Below are 16,928 nucleotides of genomic sequence, written 5' to 3' on the forward strand. Positions count from 1 at the left end.
AGGGAAGGCATGACAAAAAAGGACAAGCCCGGCTGGCATTATGCCAGTCTGCTTGTCCTTTTTTGATCGAAGCCCGGATCAGATTCTTCCGGGAATCAGCACACCCACATGCTCGGGATGGATGCGCGCAAAGTAAAACAGGGTCATGACGACCGCCAAGCCCAGCAGCAGGATGACCCGCTCGCCTGTTTTCCACTTGGGCATACGGTAAAAGCGGTGACGGCTGTTTCTCATCTGAAAACCCTTGGCATCGAGTGCATTGGCAATCAACTGCACGCGCTTGAGCGAGCTGAAGATCAGGGGAACGAGGACAAATCCGTACTTCCGCAGTCTTTCCGAGAGGGAGCCCTCTCCCAATTCCAGCCCCCGCACCATCTGTGCCTCGCGGATCGTCGCCAAATCGCGCTTGACCAGAGGGATAAAGCGGAAGATCAGCGACAGCATGTAGCTGATGGAAAACGGCAGGCCGAGCCCCCGCAGCCCCATGGCAATCTCCCGGGGACTGGACTGGAACAGATAGTACATCGACAGCAGCGCGACATTTGCCAGCCTGAGCCCCATCCCCAGCGCCCAGAGAACACCTGTGTCCGTGATTTGAACCGGATAGCCGATCCAGGGAATCGTACTGCTCCAGTAAGGCTTGCCCAGGTTTGTGAACGGCAGCCAAGTGATGGCGGCAAAGACGGCCCCGACTCCACCGATCAGGAGATACCCCTTTACCATCGAGCGATTCCAGCCCAGTTTGGCGATCAAGAGAACATTGATCAATAGGGCCGCAGCGAGAAAGCGCGGGTCCTGGAATAGAAACGGCAATGTCCCCAAGAGGATAAAGGACAGCAGCACAAAGCTAGGATGGGCATGTTTCATGCTTGACTCTCTCCTCCGCAAGCCGTTCCTTGGCTTCCTCCATCGTGAGCGGGACAGGCGCACTCCAGCCTGCCGCCACCCCAAATCGATAGACAGCCGGCGGCTCTACCTGGGCCTTTTCCCACACATCCGGACGGGTGAATACCTCGCGCGGCGTGCCGTCGTACAAAAGACTCCCCTGATGCATGACCAGCACTCTCCATGCGTATTCGGCCACCAGCTTCATGTCATGGGTCACTACGATAATGGTATGGCCGGCCCGGTGCAGCTGCCTGAGCAGCTCCATAATGTCCCGGACCCCCCGATGATCCAGGCCTGTCGTCGGCTCGTCCAGCACGATCACTTCCGGTTTCATGGCCAGAATCGAAGCGACCGCAATTTTTTGCCGGGTGCCTTTGCTCGAAAAGTACGGCTCTGCCTCCCGCATCTGCTCCAAACCCACCGCCCGGAGCGCCTCGGTCACGCGCTCCTCCAGCTCCGTGCCGGAGAGGCCCATGTTTTTGGGGCCGAATGCCACTTCTTCGTAGATGGTTGATTGAAAAATCTGATGATCGGGATTTTGGTAACAATACGTCACAAAGCGCGACAACTCGGCCACCGAAAGCGACCGGGTATCCCGGCCGGCGACCGTAACCGTCCCTTCGGTTGGCTTGTAGAGACCATTGAAGTGCTTTGCAAGCGTCGTCTTCCCGGAACCATTCCCGCCGATGATCGCGATAAAATCGCCTTGATAAACCGACAGGGAAATATGTTGGAGCACCTGTTTTTGGGCGCTGTAGCCATAAGAGACGTGATCAAAGCGGATCAGTTCGTTCATGTTTGCTTCCTCCCGCCCGGGCCGATGCCCTCTTCACGGCACCATGCGGCCAACTCCTCCACATGGAGCGGGACGCCTTCCTCCCGCTTCTGCAAAAGATGCGCCCGGCAGAGTTCCTGATACAGCAAAACAGCGTCGGGTATGAGGATGCCGTGCCGCTCCAGCTCCTCGATCTCGCCGAAAAACGGACGGGTGGGCAGGTCCAGCTCGATCCGCCCGTCCGCGATCAGCAAGACGCGATCGCAAAACTGTGCCAGTTCCTCGGTCGCATGCGAGGAGACGACGATGGCGATCTCCTGCTCCTGCTTGAGCCTCTGGAGCAAGTGAAACACGTCCTTCGCCCCCTTGGGATCCAGCTCCGAGGTAGGCTCATCCAACAGCAGGATCTGCGGGCGATGGGCCAGGGCAGAAGCGATGGCCACGCGCTGTTTTTCTCCCCCCGACAGTTCAAAGGGGGATCGCGGCGCAAATCCCTCCAGTCCGACCAGCCGCAGGACCTCATCAATCCGCTGCGCGATTTCCTCATCCGGGCGCCCGCTGTTTTCCAGGCTGAAGGCGATTTCCTCTTCGACCGTCAAACCGATAAACTGGGTCTCCGGGTCTTGAAAGACGATGCCCAGCTCCCCTTCCACCTCTCGCTTGCCGGAGAAATGGCCGGTGTAATTGCTCGGGATCAGCCCGGACAGAGCCAGCAGAAGCGTCGTTTTCCCGGCTGCCGAGGGGCCGACGATGCCCACTACCTCCCCCGGATAGAGGGACAGCGTAAGGTTGGACAAAGCCGGCCGTCTGCCGCTCTCATACTGCCAGCTCACATCGTCCAGCCTCAGCAGCGGCTTTCCGTTCACGGACGCAGCCCGCCTTCTTCAACCGGCAGCAGGTCGCTGCCATAGACGCGTCCGCGGTACAGTCCTGCCCGTTTGACGAACGGATACAGCAATTTGAGCAAAAACGGCCCCAGGATCGCGGTGGAGACCGCTTGATTCAAGAAGACGGTCGGGATAAACATCGTGGCGATCGCCATCGGGGTAAACCCGAGTGCCACGTTGATCAGGATGGAGCAAGCGACGACGGCCGATGCGATCAGAACAACGAATATGAAATATTGCAAAATACTGCGCTTCGTTTTCAAGACCGGATGGCTGACTGCCAGATAGCTGATATATCCGCCCAAAAAGTTTCCGAGAAAGCCGACAGCCACTGCGTGCGGCGGTGCGCTGCCCGTCAACAGATCGCTCGCCACATTGCCAAAAGCTAGTCCCAAACAGCCGGGAATGCCAAACAAGATGCCGAATACAGGCTGCAGCGCATTGGCCGGGCGAAGCGGAACGCCCACCATGAGCTTCACGTTTGCCAGCATAATCAGGGCGACTGCGTACAATGCCGCCGTGACGACGATCAGAACAAAATCGACGGTCGTCCACTTGCGCCGAAAGAGAGACGTTCCCATCTCGAATATCCTCCTTTTATGTGAAAAAAGATAATGAGAGTAACATGATGCTAGTTTACCCCTCTGCGATCACTCTCGCAATGCTGGAACTTGTGACAGCCTACGCCCGATGCCCTGCCGAAGAAAACCGGAGCGCCCGCATACAGAGACACAGGCTTGCGCCTCACGCGCAAAAAAGCTGTCGAGCGTCCTCAACAGACGTCAACAGCTTTTCCCGCATACTATCAAGATCCTTGCTTCGGCAATTCAAACGAGCTTTTCAGAGAGACGATCCGGTTGAACACCAGCTTGTCCTCTCTCGTATATTTCGGGTCTACGTTAAAATAGCCATGACGGAAGAACTGGTATTTATCCTGCGGCTTGGTCGCCTTCATATCCGGCTCGACAAACCCCTGAAGCGTCTCCAGCGAGTTGGGATTCACATTGTCCAGAAAACTGGCCCCTTCCTCCTGGCCATCCAGAATCAACGGTTCATACAAGCGGAATTCGGCCGGCAGCGCATGCTTGGCGTCTACCCAGTGAATCGTCCCCTTCACCTTGCGGCCGGTAAAGCCGCTGCCGCTTTTTGTTTCCGGATCATAGGTACAGTGGATTTCGATCACGTTTCCTTGCTCGTCTTTGATCACGTCATTGCACTTGATGAAATACGCGTGCTTCAGCCGCACTTCATTTCCCGGGAAGAGGCGGAAGTATTTGCTCGGCGGATTCTCCATGAAATCATCCTGTTCGATATAGATTTCACGGGAAAACGGTATTTTTCTCATGCCCATTTCCGGTACTTCCGGGTTGATCTCGGCATCCAGCATCTCTACCTGATCTTCCGGATAGTTCGTGATCACGACTTTGAGCGGACGGAGCACGGCCATCGTACGCGGCGCTTTCAGCTTCAAGTCCTCGCGAATAAAATGTTCCAGCATTTTTTCATCGACGGTGCTGTTGGTTCGCGCTACCCCGATCTCGCGGGCGAATGTCCGGATCGATTCCGGGGTGTATCCGCGCCGCCGCAGTCCGGAGATGGTCGGCATGCGGGGATCATCCCAGCCGTCCACTACCTTTTCATCCACCAGCTGTTTCAGCTTCCGTTTGCTCATCACGGTATTGGTCAGATTCAGACGGGCGAATTCATACTGTCTCGGCACCTTATCCATCTCGCACTCGCGAATCACCCAGTCGTAGAGCGGACGGTGATCCTCGAACTCCAGGGAGCAGAGCGAATGCGTAACACCCTCGATGGCGTCCTCCAAAGGATGGGCGAAGTCATACATTGGATAGATGCACCACTTGTCTCCGGTGTTATGATGCGAGGCGTGAGCGATCCGATAGAGGACCGGGTCGCGCAGATTGATATTAGGAGAACTCATGTCAATTTTGGCGCGCAATACTTTTTCGCCGTCCTTAAACTCGCCATTGCGCATCCGATGAAACAAGTCCAGATTCTCTTCCACCGAACGATTGCGGTAGGGGCTGTTGGTTCCCGGCTCCGTCAATGTCCCCCTGGTCTGCCGAATCTCTTCAGCCGACAGGTCGCACACATAGGCCAGTCCCTTTTTAATCAGGAGAACAGCCCGCTCGTACATCTCTTCAAAGTAGTCCGATGCGAAATACAGCCCGTCCCATTCATATCCCAGCCACTTCACGTCTTCCTTGATCGCTTCTACGTACTCCGTATCTTCCTTCAGCGGATTGGTGTCGTCAAAGCGCAGGTGGGCTCTGCCCGAAAACTCCTTTGCCAGTTCAAAATTGAGGCAAATCGCTTTGGCATGCCCGATATGCAGATACCCGTTCGGCTCTGGAGGAAAGCGTGTCACGATTTCCTTGACTCGGCCTTCTTGCAGGTCTTCCAAGACGATGTTGCGGATAAAGTTGGATGATGCCGATTTGTTTTCCAATGAAAATCAACCTTTCCCTTCACCTTTACATTCCATAATACTGATTCCATCGCGATAGTTCAACAAAATCGCCCTCCGGCCAAGCCTACTTGCAAGTGCAAAATTTGCAAATCGTGGATTCGTTCTGTGAAAAACAGGGAATAGGTGAATAAATAGCGTGACAATCATCCAAGGTAGTTGTGACAAATATCATTTTCTACTAAAAAACGAACCAGATTATGCCGAAGATATTTATTGAACACATGTTAACCAATACCTTTCATTAATATCGATAATGGCAAACCCGGGGGAATCCGGCGACGCAAAGCTATAGGGGCTCATCTCTACTTGGTAGAAAAGCCAGCCAGCTGCCGAAGTATTGATGTAGGACGAGACCGATGATCCTATGTCATTGGTCTTTTTGTTGTGTTCAGCAAAAGGAGGTGGCTCTATCAGCAATCGTTTCCACTGTTTTTTTGCTTTATTCATAAAGAATGGAGGATGAAGAATCGTGAAAAAGAGTTTCTGGCGCAAGGCTTCTGCGCTTGCTTTGACAGCTGTGATCGGATTGTCCAGCTTTTCCTCTGTAACGGAAGCGGCCAATCGTCCGACTACGATGGCCCCGAACGCGATGGTCACCACTCCGCATTATTTGGCTACGGCCGCGGCCCTCAAAACGCTGGAAGATGGCGGAAATGCCGTAGACGCAGCGATCACCGCCGCTTCGACGCTGGCTGTCGTGTACCCTCACTACACGGCCATCGGCGGAGACAATTTCTGGCTGATTTACAACGCCAAGACGAAAGAAGTCCGGGCGTTGAACGGAAGCGGTCGTGCCGGTGAAAAAGCGACGATCGAGTATTACAAGGAAAAAGGCTATGAAAAGATCCCGTCGCGCGGGTACGAGTCTGCGAATACCGTGCCCGGTGTCGTGTCCGGCTGGTGGGAGGCCTACCACTACGCGCAAAAGGAGCTGGCCGGAGACAGCAAGCTGAAGTGGGAGCGCTTGCTTGATCCCGCGATTGGCTACGCGGAAAACGGCTACCCGGTATCGCCCAACCAGGTGTACTGGACGAAATACGCCACTGACCCGACCGACAACGACCTGAAGAATCTGCAGCGCTTTGAAGAGTTCCGCAAGACCTTCCTGAAAGAGAACGGCGAGCCGTATCAGGCGGGCGAAGTCCTCAAGCAAAAAGATCTGGCGAACACGCTGAAAGTGATCGCCAAAAAAGGTGCGGACGGTTTCTACAAAGGCGAAATCGCCCAAAAAATCGTCAAAGACATGGAAGCAAACGGCGGTTTGCTCACGCTGAAAGACTTTGAGACACACACATCCACGTGGGCCGATCCAATCTCCGTTGAGTACCGCGGCTTCCAGGCGTACAATGTGCCACCCAACTCCCAAGGCATGGCCTCTTTATCTATCCTAAACATATTGAACAACATCGATCTGAGGAGCTTGGGTGAAGGAACACCGGATTACTACCACGTGATCGTTGAAGCCACCAAACAGGCATTTGCCGACCGTGACAAGTGGCTGACCGATCCGGAATTTGTGGATATTCCTGTGGACAAGCTGTTGTCCAAAGAGCATGGAAAAGAACTGGCTGCCCGCATCGATATGAAGCAAGCGGCCAAAACAGTCGAACCGCTGGATCCAAAAGGGGACACCACCTGGCTGGCCGTCGTTGACAAATACGGAAATGCCGTTTCCATGATTCAAAGCCACTACTTCGACTGGGGTTCCGGCATCGTTGCGAAAGACACGGGCGTTCTGCTGCAAAACCGGGGAAGCTACTTCTCCCTCGACCCGAACCATATCAACCATCTGGAGCCGGGAAAACGCACCTTCCATACCATCAATCCGGCGATGATGCTGAAAGACAATAAACCATACCTCCTGTACGGCACACAGGGCGGTGAAGGCCAGCCACAGACACAAGCGGCTCTGGCGACGCGGATTATCGACTTCGGCTTCTCCGTCCAAGATGCGATCGAAGCGCCGAGATGGCTGCATGGACGCAACTGGGGTTCTTCCTCCAACAACTTGAAAGTGGAAAGCCGCATTCCGCAGGACGTTTTGGATGAGTTGATCAAGCGAGGCCATCCGGTTGAAAAGCTGGAAGCGGCCTATACGGATGCGATGGGTCAATCCGGCGCGATCCTGATCGATCCTGTAACCAACATTAAATTCGGCGGTGCCGACCCCCGCGGTGAAGGAGCCGCGATGGGCTACTAATACTGTCAGTCATCAGACTGCTGGGCAAAAGGCTCAGCAGTCTGATTTCCTAGCATGAATCACGAAAGGATGCTGCATCCATGCGCCTGTTCAGCAAGCTTCGCAATAAGCTCGTCATCTGGTTTCTGCTTTTGGCTGTCGTACCCCTGATCATCAACTCTTACCTGGTCCTGACTGAGAGCACCCAGATTCTCATTGAGAAACAAAAGGAATCAATGGTCGACTTGACGAAGTCCACCGCCCAGGGAATGGATCAGTGGTTAGACAGAAGACTGACGGAAGTGACGGTACTGGCACGTTCTTCGGACATTCAGTCTACAGATGCCGAGGCAAAAAACGATTTTATCCGCCGATTTACCAAAGAACTCAAAATTTTTGACGGCAATACCTTTATCTCCCCTGACGGGATCGTCACAGCGGACACCTTCGAAGGCAGTCTAGGAATCAACCTCGGGGAGCGTCCGTTTTTCAAGCTGGGAATGGAGGGCAAATCCAGCTTTTCTGACATGCTGATCGCAAAAACGACGGGCAATCGCTCGATTGTCGTCGCCTCCCCTGTCATTAACAAGGAAGGGCAAAAGCTTGGGGTGTTAACGGGACTTGTCAATGTAGATTCCTTCACATCCACCTTCCTGCAAAATTTGAACCTTGGTGAAGACGGCTATCCGATACTCGTGGACAACAAAGGGCTGATCCAGGTACACCCCAATCCAGAACTGATCGGCAAAAGCATTGAAGAAGCTGCATTGCCAGAAGGGTTGACCACCATCCTGAAGACCGGGGCAGCGGAATCAGGATCCTCGACTTATCAGGACGGCGGAAAAGAATACGTCGTTACCTTCTCTTCGATTCCCAGTACGAATTACAGTCTATTCTTCCATATGCCCAGCGAGCAAATTACCTCGCAGGTATGGGCCATCACGAGGTATATCATCATCCTGGTATGTGTGGTTACCGCCATCGTGCTAGCAGCAGCCTTCTTTGTCTCCCGTCAAATCAGCCGCCCGATTGTGGAAGTGGCTTCCGTGACCGGCCGTATCGCGGATGGCGATCTGGCAGTAGACCCATTGAAGATCAGAAGCAGAGACGAAGTCGGTCGACTCTCAGAATCCGTCAACCTCATGGTGGCGAACTTGCACGACATCATCCAAAAAGTGAATACATCTGCGGAAGAACTGGCCGCCTCGGCGGAAGAGCTGTCTGCAAACGCAGAGGAGACCAGCAAGGCGACCGAACAAATCGCTTCCTCCATCCAAGAAGTCGCCTACGGCGCGGAGCAGCAGGTGCAGAGCGTATCAGAGAGCGTCAGCACCATCAACGAAGTGTCCAAGGGCATCCAAAACATCGCCGCCAACGCTCAACACGCGGCAGAGTCTGCCATGACAGCTTCGCAAATTGCGGCTCACGGCAACCAGGCAATTGAAACGGTCATGCATCAGATGGAACTGATCCATGCTACCGTGAACGATATCGCTACCATCGTCAAACGACTGGGAGACAGCTCTCAGGAAATTGGCCAAATCGTCCAAGTCATTACCGATATTGCCCAACAGACCAATCTGCTTTCGCTCAATGCGGCGATCGAAGCCGCGAGGGCGGGCGAACATGGCCGCGGCTTCGCCGTAGTAGCCGATGAAGTGCGCAAGCTGGCTGAGCAATCGGCAAGCTCCGCCCAACAAATCGAGCAGCTGATCGCCTCGATCCAGAACGAGTCGCATCAGGCTGTCGATTCGATGGAAAAAGGCACGCGAGAAGTGTCCCTGGGCATCGAGGTCGTAAACGAAGCCGGTAAATCTTTTGTGCAGATACGCGATTCTGTCTCGCAGGTGGCCAGCCAGATTCAGGAGGTTCAGGCCTATTCCCAGCTGATGACCAAAGATACCGAACAAGTCGTCCAGCTGATTGGACAGATCTCTGCGATTGCGGAAAACTCGGCGGATGGCACGCAAAATGTGTCCGCGGCGACAGAAGAGCAGCTGGCTGCTATCCAGCAGGTCACCTCGTCGGCGGAGTCCTTGGCAAAAGTGGCCGAGGATTTGCAAGAACAAGTGCGAAAGTTTGTCCTCTACCGGTAGATGCGCCTCCCGTGCATCCCGCACGCAGCAGTGACAAAGCGCTCCCTTTGCGTATACAGGAAACAGCCCCCGAAGCGAGATGGGTCACTTCGGGGGCTCGTTTTTTTTCGACTGGCAAAAAAAAGCTGATGCCCCTCGACTTGCGGGCATCAGCTTGGCACCCTACTGCTAGCAAATGGCCAGCATGCGATCCGGATGATTGGTGCAGATTTGCACATGTGGATATGTCTTTACGATTTGCTGAATCGCTTGTGGATCATCTACTGTCCAGGCGATTACCTCGATCCCCTGTTCAAAGGCAGCGTTGACCAACTCCTCGGTCAGATACGGATAGGCGATGGACAGGACAGTGGCTCCTGCCTCGCGAAGCTGCTCCAGCATCATAACCGGATTTGCGCAGACAATCAGGCCGCATCTCACTTCGGCGTCGAGGCTCCGGAATCGGCGGATTTCCTCATGGTCAAAAGAGGTGACATAGACGTCCCGCTTCATATCATGCCGCTCCAGCAGAGCCAGGACCGTCTCGGACAGGCCCGGATGCATCCCGGGGGCCGTCTTCAGTTCGATGTTCAGCAGGCAGCGTCCCTTGACTGCCTGCAGCACTTCCTCCAGGGAGGGAATCCGTTCACCGGCATACCGCTCGCCAAACCAGCGTCCAGCATCCAGGGTGCGCAATTCTTCATAGGTGAATGCAGAAACCAACCCGTTGCCGTTTGTCGTTCGCTCCAGCGTGAAGTCATGGAGCAGCACCGGTACGCCGTCTTTGGACAGCTGCACATCGATCTCAATCGCGCCAATCGCCGGTTCTGCCAGCGCCAATCGGATGGCGGTCATCGTGTTTTCCGGCGCCTTTCCCGACCAGCCGCGGTGTGCCATACAGATGTTCATGTTCTTCCCTCCATTTTGCTTCGGTTGCCCCGTGGCCTGTTTCCTTACTTCTTCAAGAGCTTCTGCCCTTTTTCCACAGCATTTCCAATCGCCTCGTCGACAGTCGCCTGCCCTAATACAGCCCGCTGGATTTCCGTCATAATCACTTCTTGCAGCTCCTTGTAGCCCGGCACCATCGGACGCGGTTTAGCGTACTCCAGCTGCTTGACCGCTACTTGGAAGTTCGGCTCTTTCTCATAAGCCTTTTTCATCTCATCGGAGTCCACGGCTGCTTTCGTTACAGGCATATACCCGGTCTCCAGGGACCACGGGATGGTTTGTTTCGTGTCTGTCATCCATTCTATGAATTCCCAGGCAGCTTTTTTCTCTTCATCGGAAGACTTGGCCAGCATCACCAGATTGGCTCCCCCGGTAGGGGCTCCATAGCTCTTGTTGGCCGGGAGAAAGGCTGTACCCATGTCGAACTTGGCCGCTTCCTTCAATCCGCGCAGATCTCCGGTCGACGTAAAGATCATGGCTACCTGCTGGTTGATGAAATCCTGCTTGGCGACATCCCAGGCATTGTACTTCTCGCCGGGAGGTGCCTTCATTATGCCCTCTTCCAGCATGCTCGTCCAGAAGGCCAGTGGAGCTTTTCCGTACTCTTCGGAAATCAGCAGGCTTTTGCCGTCTTCGCTCAGGATATTTCCCCCGCTCTGGAAGACCAGCGCTTCGTAAAACCAGATGTCAATCGGCGTGGAGAATCCGTAGGTTTTCGTCTTGTCTCCCTCTTTTTTCGTCAGCGCTTGGGAGAACTGGCGCAGCTCTTCCCAGCTTTTCGGCCCTTCCGGATCAAGTCCTGCCGCTTTCAGCAGATCCCGGTTCAGATACAGCAGCGGGGTCGAGCGGTTAAACGGAATGGCGTACAGCTTTTCCTTCCAGTAGGAGTTGCCCATCAAACCGGGAATGTACTTGTCTTCCGCGCCTTTCGCGTATTCGCCCAGATCCTGCAAGACTTTTGCCTCCGCAAAAGCGCCGATCGAACCTACCTCCACCATCGTCACATCAGGCTGGTTCCCTGCGGATACGGCGGCCAGCACCTTGGCATGGTTTTCGTAGTAGCTGCCCTGATAGGATGGTTTCACGACGATGTGCTTGTGGGACTCGTTGAATTCCTTTACCATCTTCTCGATCATTTCGCCGTTGCGGCCGCCGAGGGCGTACCAGAAATCGATTTCGACCGGCTTCGCATCAGCCGCCTGGGACTGGGGCTGGGAGGCAGAACCGCCCGCACCGCTTGCCTGTCCGCCTGCCCCCTGTTGATTGCCGGTGCCGCATCCAGCGAGCACAGCCGTCAGACCCAATACACATGCCATCATCGATATACGAACTTTTTTCACCGCAAATGCCTCCTTTTATTATCAGAGAAAACATGCTCTCCGGATTACTTGGATTGGTAGACAAACGCGCGGATGATATGCCGCTGCGCGAAAAAGAATATGGCGAGAATCGGCAGGACGAGAATCATGTTGCCCGCCATGATCACATTCCACAGCTTGCCGCCTTCTACCGCCTTGAGCATGGAGATGCCGATAGGCAGCGTTCTGACCTCCGCGCTGTTGGTCATGATCAGCGGCCAGAAATAGTCATTCCAGTGGTAGATGAAGCTGAACAGGCCAAAAGTGACAAGCACTGGCTTGGCCATCGGCACCATGATCGTCCACATGATCTTCCATTCCGAGGCGTTGTCGAGCCGGGCCGCTTCGATGATTTCATCCGGGACCTGCATGAATGACTGGCGCAAGAGAAAGATGCCAAACGCGCTCGCCCCATACGGGAGGATCAAGGCCCACAGGGTATTGACCAGCCCCCAGTGGCTGAGTTCCACATAGACGGGGAGAAAAATGACCTGCGCGGGGATCATCAGGGCGATCAGGGTGAGGCCAAACAGCGCCTCTCTGCCGCGAAAGCGATAGCGGGCAAAGGCATACGCCGCCGGCACTCCGGTCAATAGCTGGAGGACGAGAATCCCTGCCGCCACGAGAAAGCTGTTCCATACATAGGTGAGAAACGGTCCCGATCTCCAGGCGGTCTCGAAATTTTCAAACTGCCAGGACTCCGGCCACCAGGTCGGCGGGAATTGGTAGACCTCCGGCATGGTTTTAAATGCCGTCAAAAACATCCAGAGAAACGGAAACACAAAGGCCAGCGCCACTGCCGCAAGCAGCAGCCACTCCACGGCTTTCCAGGCCTTGATGCCGATTCGTTGCATCCCGATCCGCCTCCTTTCCACTCTTCATCCTTTTTGCTGCGATGCTGCCTCAATCCGATGACTACCGGTAGTGAACGCGCTTCTCCATCACCCGAAAGTGGATCAGCGTGAGCAGACCGACCAGTCCGAGCAGGATGACAGAAGCTGCCGAGGCAATGCCCCCGTTGTAAAAGTCCATGCCCTGCTCATAGATGTAGAAGACCAGCATGTTGGTGCTGTTGACCGGTCCCCCCTGCGTCATGATGTAGATGGTGTCGAATACCTGAAACGACGAGATCGTGTTGATGACGAGCAAAAAGAAGATCGTCGGCGACAGCATCGGGATCGTGATCCGCGACAGTGTCCGCCACCAGGGGGAGCGGTCCAGCGAAGCCGCTTCGTAGATGTCCCGCGGAATGCTCTGCAGCCCGGCAATAAAGACGATCGTATTGTAGCCGACCCCTTTCCAGACGCTGACCAGGATCAGGGACAAGAGTGCGCTCTTGGTGTCAGACAGCCACGTGTAGCCCGGCAGGCCGAAAAACTCCAGAACGGCATTGAGCAAGCCGTACTGCGGATCCATGAGCCACATCCAGAGCATCGCCACGGAGACCAGCGAGATGATGTGGGGGCTGAAAACAGCCGCCTGTATCAGTCCGTAAATCCGGGCCTTCCGGTTCAGCCAGAGGGCCAGGAAAAAGGACAAGCTGATCCCCAGCGCCACCGTGCTGAGCGTGTAGACCACGGTCGTGCCCAGCACCTGCCGGAAATCGCTGTCCTGCAGGATCTCCGCGAAGTTGGCCAATCCGACCCATTCGATCTCCTCCAGATTGAGCAGGGACCAGTCAAAAAACGACAGGTAGATTACATAGGCGATGGGAAAGAAGAAAAAGACAGCGAAAAAAGCAAGGGCCGGTGTGACATAGAGATACGGCCGGATCCGCTCAAGCCACTCAGCCAGACCGTATCGCGCTTCCGTCCGCGTAACCGCTGGCCCGTCAGCGGCGGGCAGTTCTTGAGCAGCAGCTGCTTTTCTCATCCAACCACTCCTTTGGCCAGGGCGGGCTCGGGCGAGCTGCCCGGCGAGTGCGAACCTTTGCCTGGCGTAAAGCCGGATGCTGGCTCATTCGCCCCTCTATCGGGTGTCTGCTGACTGTTACCTGATTGCCGCAAGCGATTTTCCGCCCGTCTCACCCGTCTTCCCGTGGTCCGGTCAAAGACGTAGAGACTGCTCCGCGGCACCGTCACCATCACCGGTGTACCGCTGTCCATTAAGGTGTCCACAGCGGTCTTGACCACGATGCGTCCCTTCTTGGTTTCCACATGGTAAAGCGCATCCGAACCGAGAATCTCCCGGGAATGGATTCGGCCGGGAAGGAGCAGTTCATCCAAGGTCGATGCGGATACAGCATCCGCATGACAGAGATGCGCTTTCTCCGGGCGGAACCCCCACTGCTCCTGTCCGTCTCCATCGGCGGGGATGATATTCATCGGCGGAGAGCCGATAAACTGGGCGACGAACAGGTTCTCCGGCTCCAGATACAATTCCATCGGCGCCGCCACCTGCATGATTTGGCCCTCGTTCATCACCACGATCTGATCCCCCATCGTCATCGCTTCCACCTGGTCATGGGTGACGTAGATAAAGGTGCTCCCCAACTGCTTGTGCAGGCTGGTCAGTTCGACCCGCATCTGGTTGCGCAGCTTGGCGTCCAGATTGGAGAGCGGTTCGTCCATCAGGAACACCTGCGGTTTTTTCACCATCGCGCGGGCCAGGGCCACGCGCTGTCTCTGTCCGCCGGAGAGCTGGGCGGGCTTCCGCGTCAGGTACGGCGTCAGGCCGACGACTTCGGCTATTTCCCCGACCCGCTGCTGGCATTCCTTTTTCGAATATCCCCGGTTTCTGAGTCCGTAGGCGATATTGTCATAGACACTCATCGTCGGATAGAGAGCATAGTTTTGAAAAACCATTGCGACATCCCGTTTGCCCGGAGGCAGATGGGTAACCGGCTGCTCGCCGATCAAAATCTCCCCGCTCGTGGCCTCTTCCAGCCCGGCAATCATCCGGAGCGTCGTCGATTTCCCGCATCCCGACGGGCCGACCAGTACGGTAAAGGAGCCGTCGGGGACGACCAAATCCAGACCTTTGACCGCGTTCTGGCTCTGAAAAGCCTTGGTAATCTGCTTCAACACCACTTCCGCCATCCGTTACTCCCCTCCCTGGATCTTTACGGCCATCATCTCTTCCGCAAAGCGGCGAATATCGGCAAAGCGGTAATCGGGGACGGCATACTTCCACTCCATCGGTCCGTACCACTCCAGGACGACCGATTTGACTCCCGCTCCCACCGCTGCCAGGACGTCATACTGACTGTCTCCGATCATCAGCGCCTGTCCGGGCTCCATGCCGAGCAGCTGCAATGCCTTCGCGATCGGCTCCGCTGAGGGCTTGCCCCGCGAGACGTCATCGACAGCCACCACTACCTCGAACAGATCGGCGATTCCCGCCAGCTCCAGACCCGCTACGGCGAACTCCCGCTGTTTATTCGTCACCACCGCCAGGCGAAAGCCCGCTGCCGACAGCTTTTCCAACTCCTCGCGAACATGGGGAAACAGGCGGGCATGCTCCTGGTGATGCGCACGGACATAGGAAAAGTAGCAGTCCATCACAGCTTTTCGGTCATAAGTCTTTTCCGCTGCCGAGGCCAAAAAGTCATCAAAGGACTCGCCAAAGCGATCTTCCAGGTCGGCGCGGCCAAATCGTCCCGGGGCAAACTGTTCCGCCGTGTAGACGACTGCGTCAATCACCGCCTCTTTGCTGTCCAACAGGGTCCCGTCCAGATCAAACAACAGGCATGGATACATCGGCCAGACACTCCTTCCATAATGGATAGCTTCCTGCTGAGACGGCCGCTGCCCCGAATTGCAGGGCATGCTCCATCTGCTCCCGCTTGCGGATCAGCCCGCCCGCGATGATCGGCGTCTCCCCCAGCTCCCGGGCGTACTCCGCGATCATCTCGGGGAGCAGCGCCGGCATCAGCTCGACCGCATCCGGCTTTGTCTCCTGAACCGACTGCAGACCCGACCGGAGCGCGTCACTGTCTACCAGGAAAAGCCGCTGGATCGTGAGCAGACCTTCTTTTTTGGCCAGCTTCACCAAGGTATTGCGCGTCGTCACGATGCCGTCCGGCCTGACGTAATGAGCGACGAAGGCGACGCCTTCCCGGTCGTAGCTGATCCCGCCGATTCGCTCCAGATGCAGAAAGACGGGGATGTCCCGGCTCTTGAACAGATCGACGTAGCGTTTGATGACCCCGATGTTGCCCGTCGAGAGCACCACCGCGCTGACCTGTGCCTCTGCCGCTTTCTCCAGAAATTTTGCCTCTTTGACGGATGCAATCATTTTGAATCGGTGAAGCCGTTGATAAAATTCTGCCTGATTCACGTCGGCCTGCCTCCTTTTCCAAAACCAAAAAACCCCATGCGACAAGACAATTGCCAAAGACTTCAGGATGAAAGTGCTTGGTAATGAATGTCGGGGGTTTCTCCAGGGCTCCAACCGAAAACGATTCACTTGTTAGTTCGTATGATAAGGCACTCGAGTTAAGAGAACGTGAACATTCCATTAATGTTCTGAAATGTCTCTGTAAATTCCCAGGCACGAGGCTGCGGGGAGATGAAGCATATTTCCTCGCGAATACAAAAAAGCACACCCCTCTTGGGTGTGCCCGATGTATGAATGCTGTTCTCCCAGCCAAAACAGCCAGATCAGATCGATACAGCCGCGACCGCATCCAAAGCGATCTTCGCCTCCGCCTCAATCGCTTTTTGCGTCGTCTCGGTATGCGGGTCGTAGGTCTCCAGCAGGTCGGCATCCGCGTAGCCGTCAATCGCCAGAATCGATCCGGCCTTCATGCCTCGCAAAGCCGATATGACGAAGAGCGCCGAGTTTTCCATCTCTACGGCCAGGACGCCTGCTTTTTGATACAGCTTATGCGGAAATTCCACGACGCCGTTGTAAAACATGTCCATCGTCAGGGTAATGCCCTCCGCCACATAGAGGCCTGTCCGGCGCTCTTCTGCCGCCTTGACCAGAGCATTCACCACATGGCGGTCCGCCAGTGCCGGGAATCCGGGAGGAACCAGCTGACTGGTCAGTCCATCCTGACGTACGGCCGCCGTGCTGATCACCAGACTGCCCGGCTCGATTTCCTTTTGGTAAGAACCGGCCGTTCCTATACGGATGATGGTTTTTACCCCGCCCTTGGCCAGTTCCTCAAAGCAGACGGCTGCGCCCGGCGAACCGACGCCATGGCTGACCACCGCTACCTCGATGCCGTTCCACTTTCCTTTGTAGCTGTGGTATTCGCGGTTTTCCCCGATCAGAGTGTGCTCCGCAAGCAGAGAGGCGATCCGCCCCGCGCGTTTCGGGTCTCCGCACACGATCACCCGTTCCGGCAGTTGGGCCGGGTCAATTTTTAGATTCGGCAGCAT

The 16,928-nt window shown here is 55.6% G+C and carries 15 protein-coding genes and 1 riboswitch; of the genes, 2 read left to right on the forward strand and 13 right to left on the reverse strand.

Annotation, left to right across the window (positions count from 1 at the left end; all coding sequences use genetic code 11):
* Positions 1 to 78: 78 nt before the first annotated feature.
* The 5 genes from JD108_RS21145 to JD108_RS21165 form a co-directional block, all read right to left on the reverse strand.
* On the reverse strand, positions 79 to 867 hold the full coding sequence (locus JD108_RS21145; RefSeq protein ID WP_198827879.1) for an energy-coupling factor transporter transmembrane component T family protein: 789 nt from the start codon (positions 865 to 867) through the stop codon (positions 79 to 81).
* A complete protein-coding gene (locus JD108_RS21150; protein WP_198827880.1) occupies positions 848 to 1,684 on the reverse strand; it encodes an energy-coupling factor ABC transporter ATP-binding protein in 837 nt (278 codons plus the stop codon). The genes JD108_RS21145 and JD108_RS21150 overlap by 20 nt, the downstream gene beginning before the upstream one ends.
* A complete protein-coding gene (locus tag JD108_RS21155) occupies positions 1,681 to 2,529 on the reverse strand; it encodes an energy-coupling factor ABC transporter ATP-binding protein (RefSeq protein WP_198827881.1) in 849 nt (282 codons plus the stop codon). Before JD108_RS21155 ends, JD108_RS21150 begins: the two co-directional genes overlap by 4 nt.
* Complete coding sequence (locus tag JD108_RS21160) at positions 2,526 to 3,131, reverse strand: QueT transporter family protein (RefSeq protein ID WP_198827882.1); 606 nt, start codon at positions 3,129 to 3,131, stop codon at positions 2,526 to 2,528. The genes JD108_RS21155 and JD108_RS21160 overlap by 4 nt, the downstream gene beginning before the upstream one ends.
* 224 nt (positions 3,132 to 3,355) lie before the next feature.
* Positions 3,356 to 5,020: a glutamine--tRNA ligase/YqeY domain fusion protein gene (locus tag JD108_RS21165; protein WP_198827883.1), complete on the reverse strand. Its 1,665-nt coding sequence runs from the start codon at positions 5,018 to 5,020 to the stop codon at positions 3,356 to 3,358.
* 266 nt (positions 5,021 to 5,286) lie between these two features.
* A riboswitch (cyclic di-GMP riboswitch) is annotated at positions 5,287 to 5,375 on the forward strand.
* A 135-nt stretch (positions 5,376 to 5,510) separates the two neighbouring features.
* Here JD108_RS21165 and ggt point away from each other — a divergent pair.
* The gene (gene ggt / locus JD108_RS21170; RefSeq protein WP_198827884.1) at positions 5,511 to 7,241 is read left to right on the forward strand and encodes a gamma-glutamyltransferase; all 1,731 of its coding nucleotides are present in this window, start codon (positions 5,511 to 5,513) and stop codon (positions 7,239 to 7,241) included.
* Positions 7,242 to 7,321: 80 nt separating this feature from the next.
* Entirely contained in the window at positions 7,322 to 9,316 is a 1,995-nt protein-coding gene (locus JD108_RS21175; RefSeq protein WP_198827885.1) for a methyl-accepting chemotaxis protein, read from the forward strand.
* 168 nt (positions 9,317 to 9,484) lie between these two features.
* Here JD108_RS21175 and JD108_RS21180 read toward each other — a convergent pair whose 3' ends face one another.
* The 8 genes from JD108_RS21180 to JD108_RS21215 all read right to left on the reverse strand — a co-directional run bounded on the left by JD108_RS21180 (position 9,485) and on the right by JD108_RS21215 (position 16,928).
* On the reverse strand, positions 9,485 to 10,204 hold the full coding sequence (locus JD108_RS21180; RefSeq protein WP_198827886.1) for a glycerophosphodiester phosphodiesterase: 720 nt from the start codon (positions 10,202 to 10,204) through the stop codon (positions 9,485 to 9,487).
* A gap of 44 nt (positions 10,205 to 10,248) precedes the next feature.
* A complete protein-coding gene (locus JD108_RS21185; RefSeq protein ID WP_228728240.1) occupies positions 10,249 to 11,583 on the reverse strand; it encodes an ABC transporter substrate-binding protein in 1,335 nt (444 codons plus the stop codon).
* Positions 11,584 to 11,627: 44 nt separating this feature from the next.
* A complete protein-coding gene (locus JD108_RS21190) occupies positions 11,628 to 12,455 on the reverse strand; it encodes a carbohydrate ABC transporter permease (protein ID WP_198827887.1) in 828 nt (275 codons plus the stop codon).
* 61 nt (positions 12,456 to 12,516) lie between these two features.
* Positions 12,517 to 13,473, reverse strand: a complete 957-nt coding sequence (locus tag JD108_RS21195; RefSeq protein WP_198827888.1) for a carbohydrate ABC transporter permease — start codon at positions 13,471 to 13,473, stop codon at positions 12,517 to 12,519.
* A complete protein-coding gene (locus JD108_RS21200) occupies positions 13,470 to 14,639 on the reverse strand; it encodes an ABC transporter ATP-binding protein (RefSeq protein WP_198827889.1) in 1,170 nt (389 codons plus the stop codon). The genes JD108_RS21195 and JD108_RS21200 overlap by 4 nt, the downstream gene beginning before the upstream one ends.
* Before the next feature lie 3 nt (positions 14,640 to 14,642).
* Entirely contained in the window at positions 14,643 to 15,299 is a 657-nt protein-coding gene (locus JD108_RS21205; protein WP_198827890.1) for an HAD-IA family hydrolase, read from the reverse strand.
* On the reverse strand, positions 15,277 to 15,879 hold the full coding sequence (locus tag JD108_RS21210) for a glycerol-3-phosphate responsive antiterminator (protein ID WP_198827891.1): 603 nt from the start codon (positions 15,877 to 15,879) through the stop codon (positions 15,277 to 15,279). The genes JD108_RS21205 and JD108_RS21210 overlap by 23 nt, the downstream gene beginning before the upstream one ends.
* 323 nt (positions 15,880 to 16,202) lie before the next feature.
* The gene (locus JD108_RS21215; RefSeq protein ID WP_198827892.1) at positions 16,203 to 16,928 is read right to left on the reverse strand and encodes a nucleoside phosphorylase; all 726 of its coding nucleotides are present in this window, start codon (positions 16,926 to 16,928) and stop codon (positions 16,203 to 16,205) included.

It is taken from the genome of Brevibacillus composti (assembly GCF_016406105.1).
GTDB classification, from domain to species: domain Bacteria; phylum Bacillota; class Bacilli; order Brevibacillales; family Brevibacillaceae; genus Brevibacillus; species Brevibacillus composti.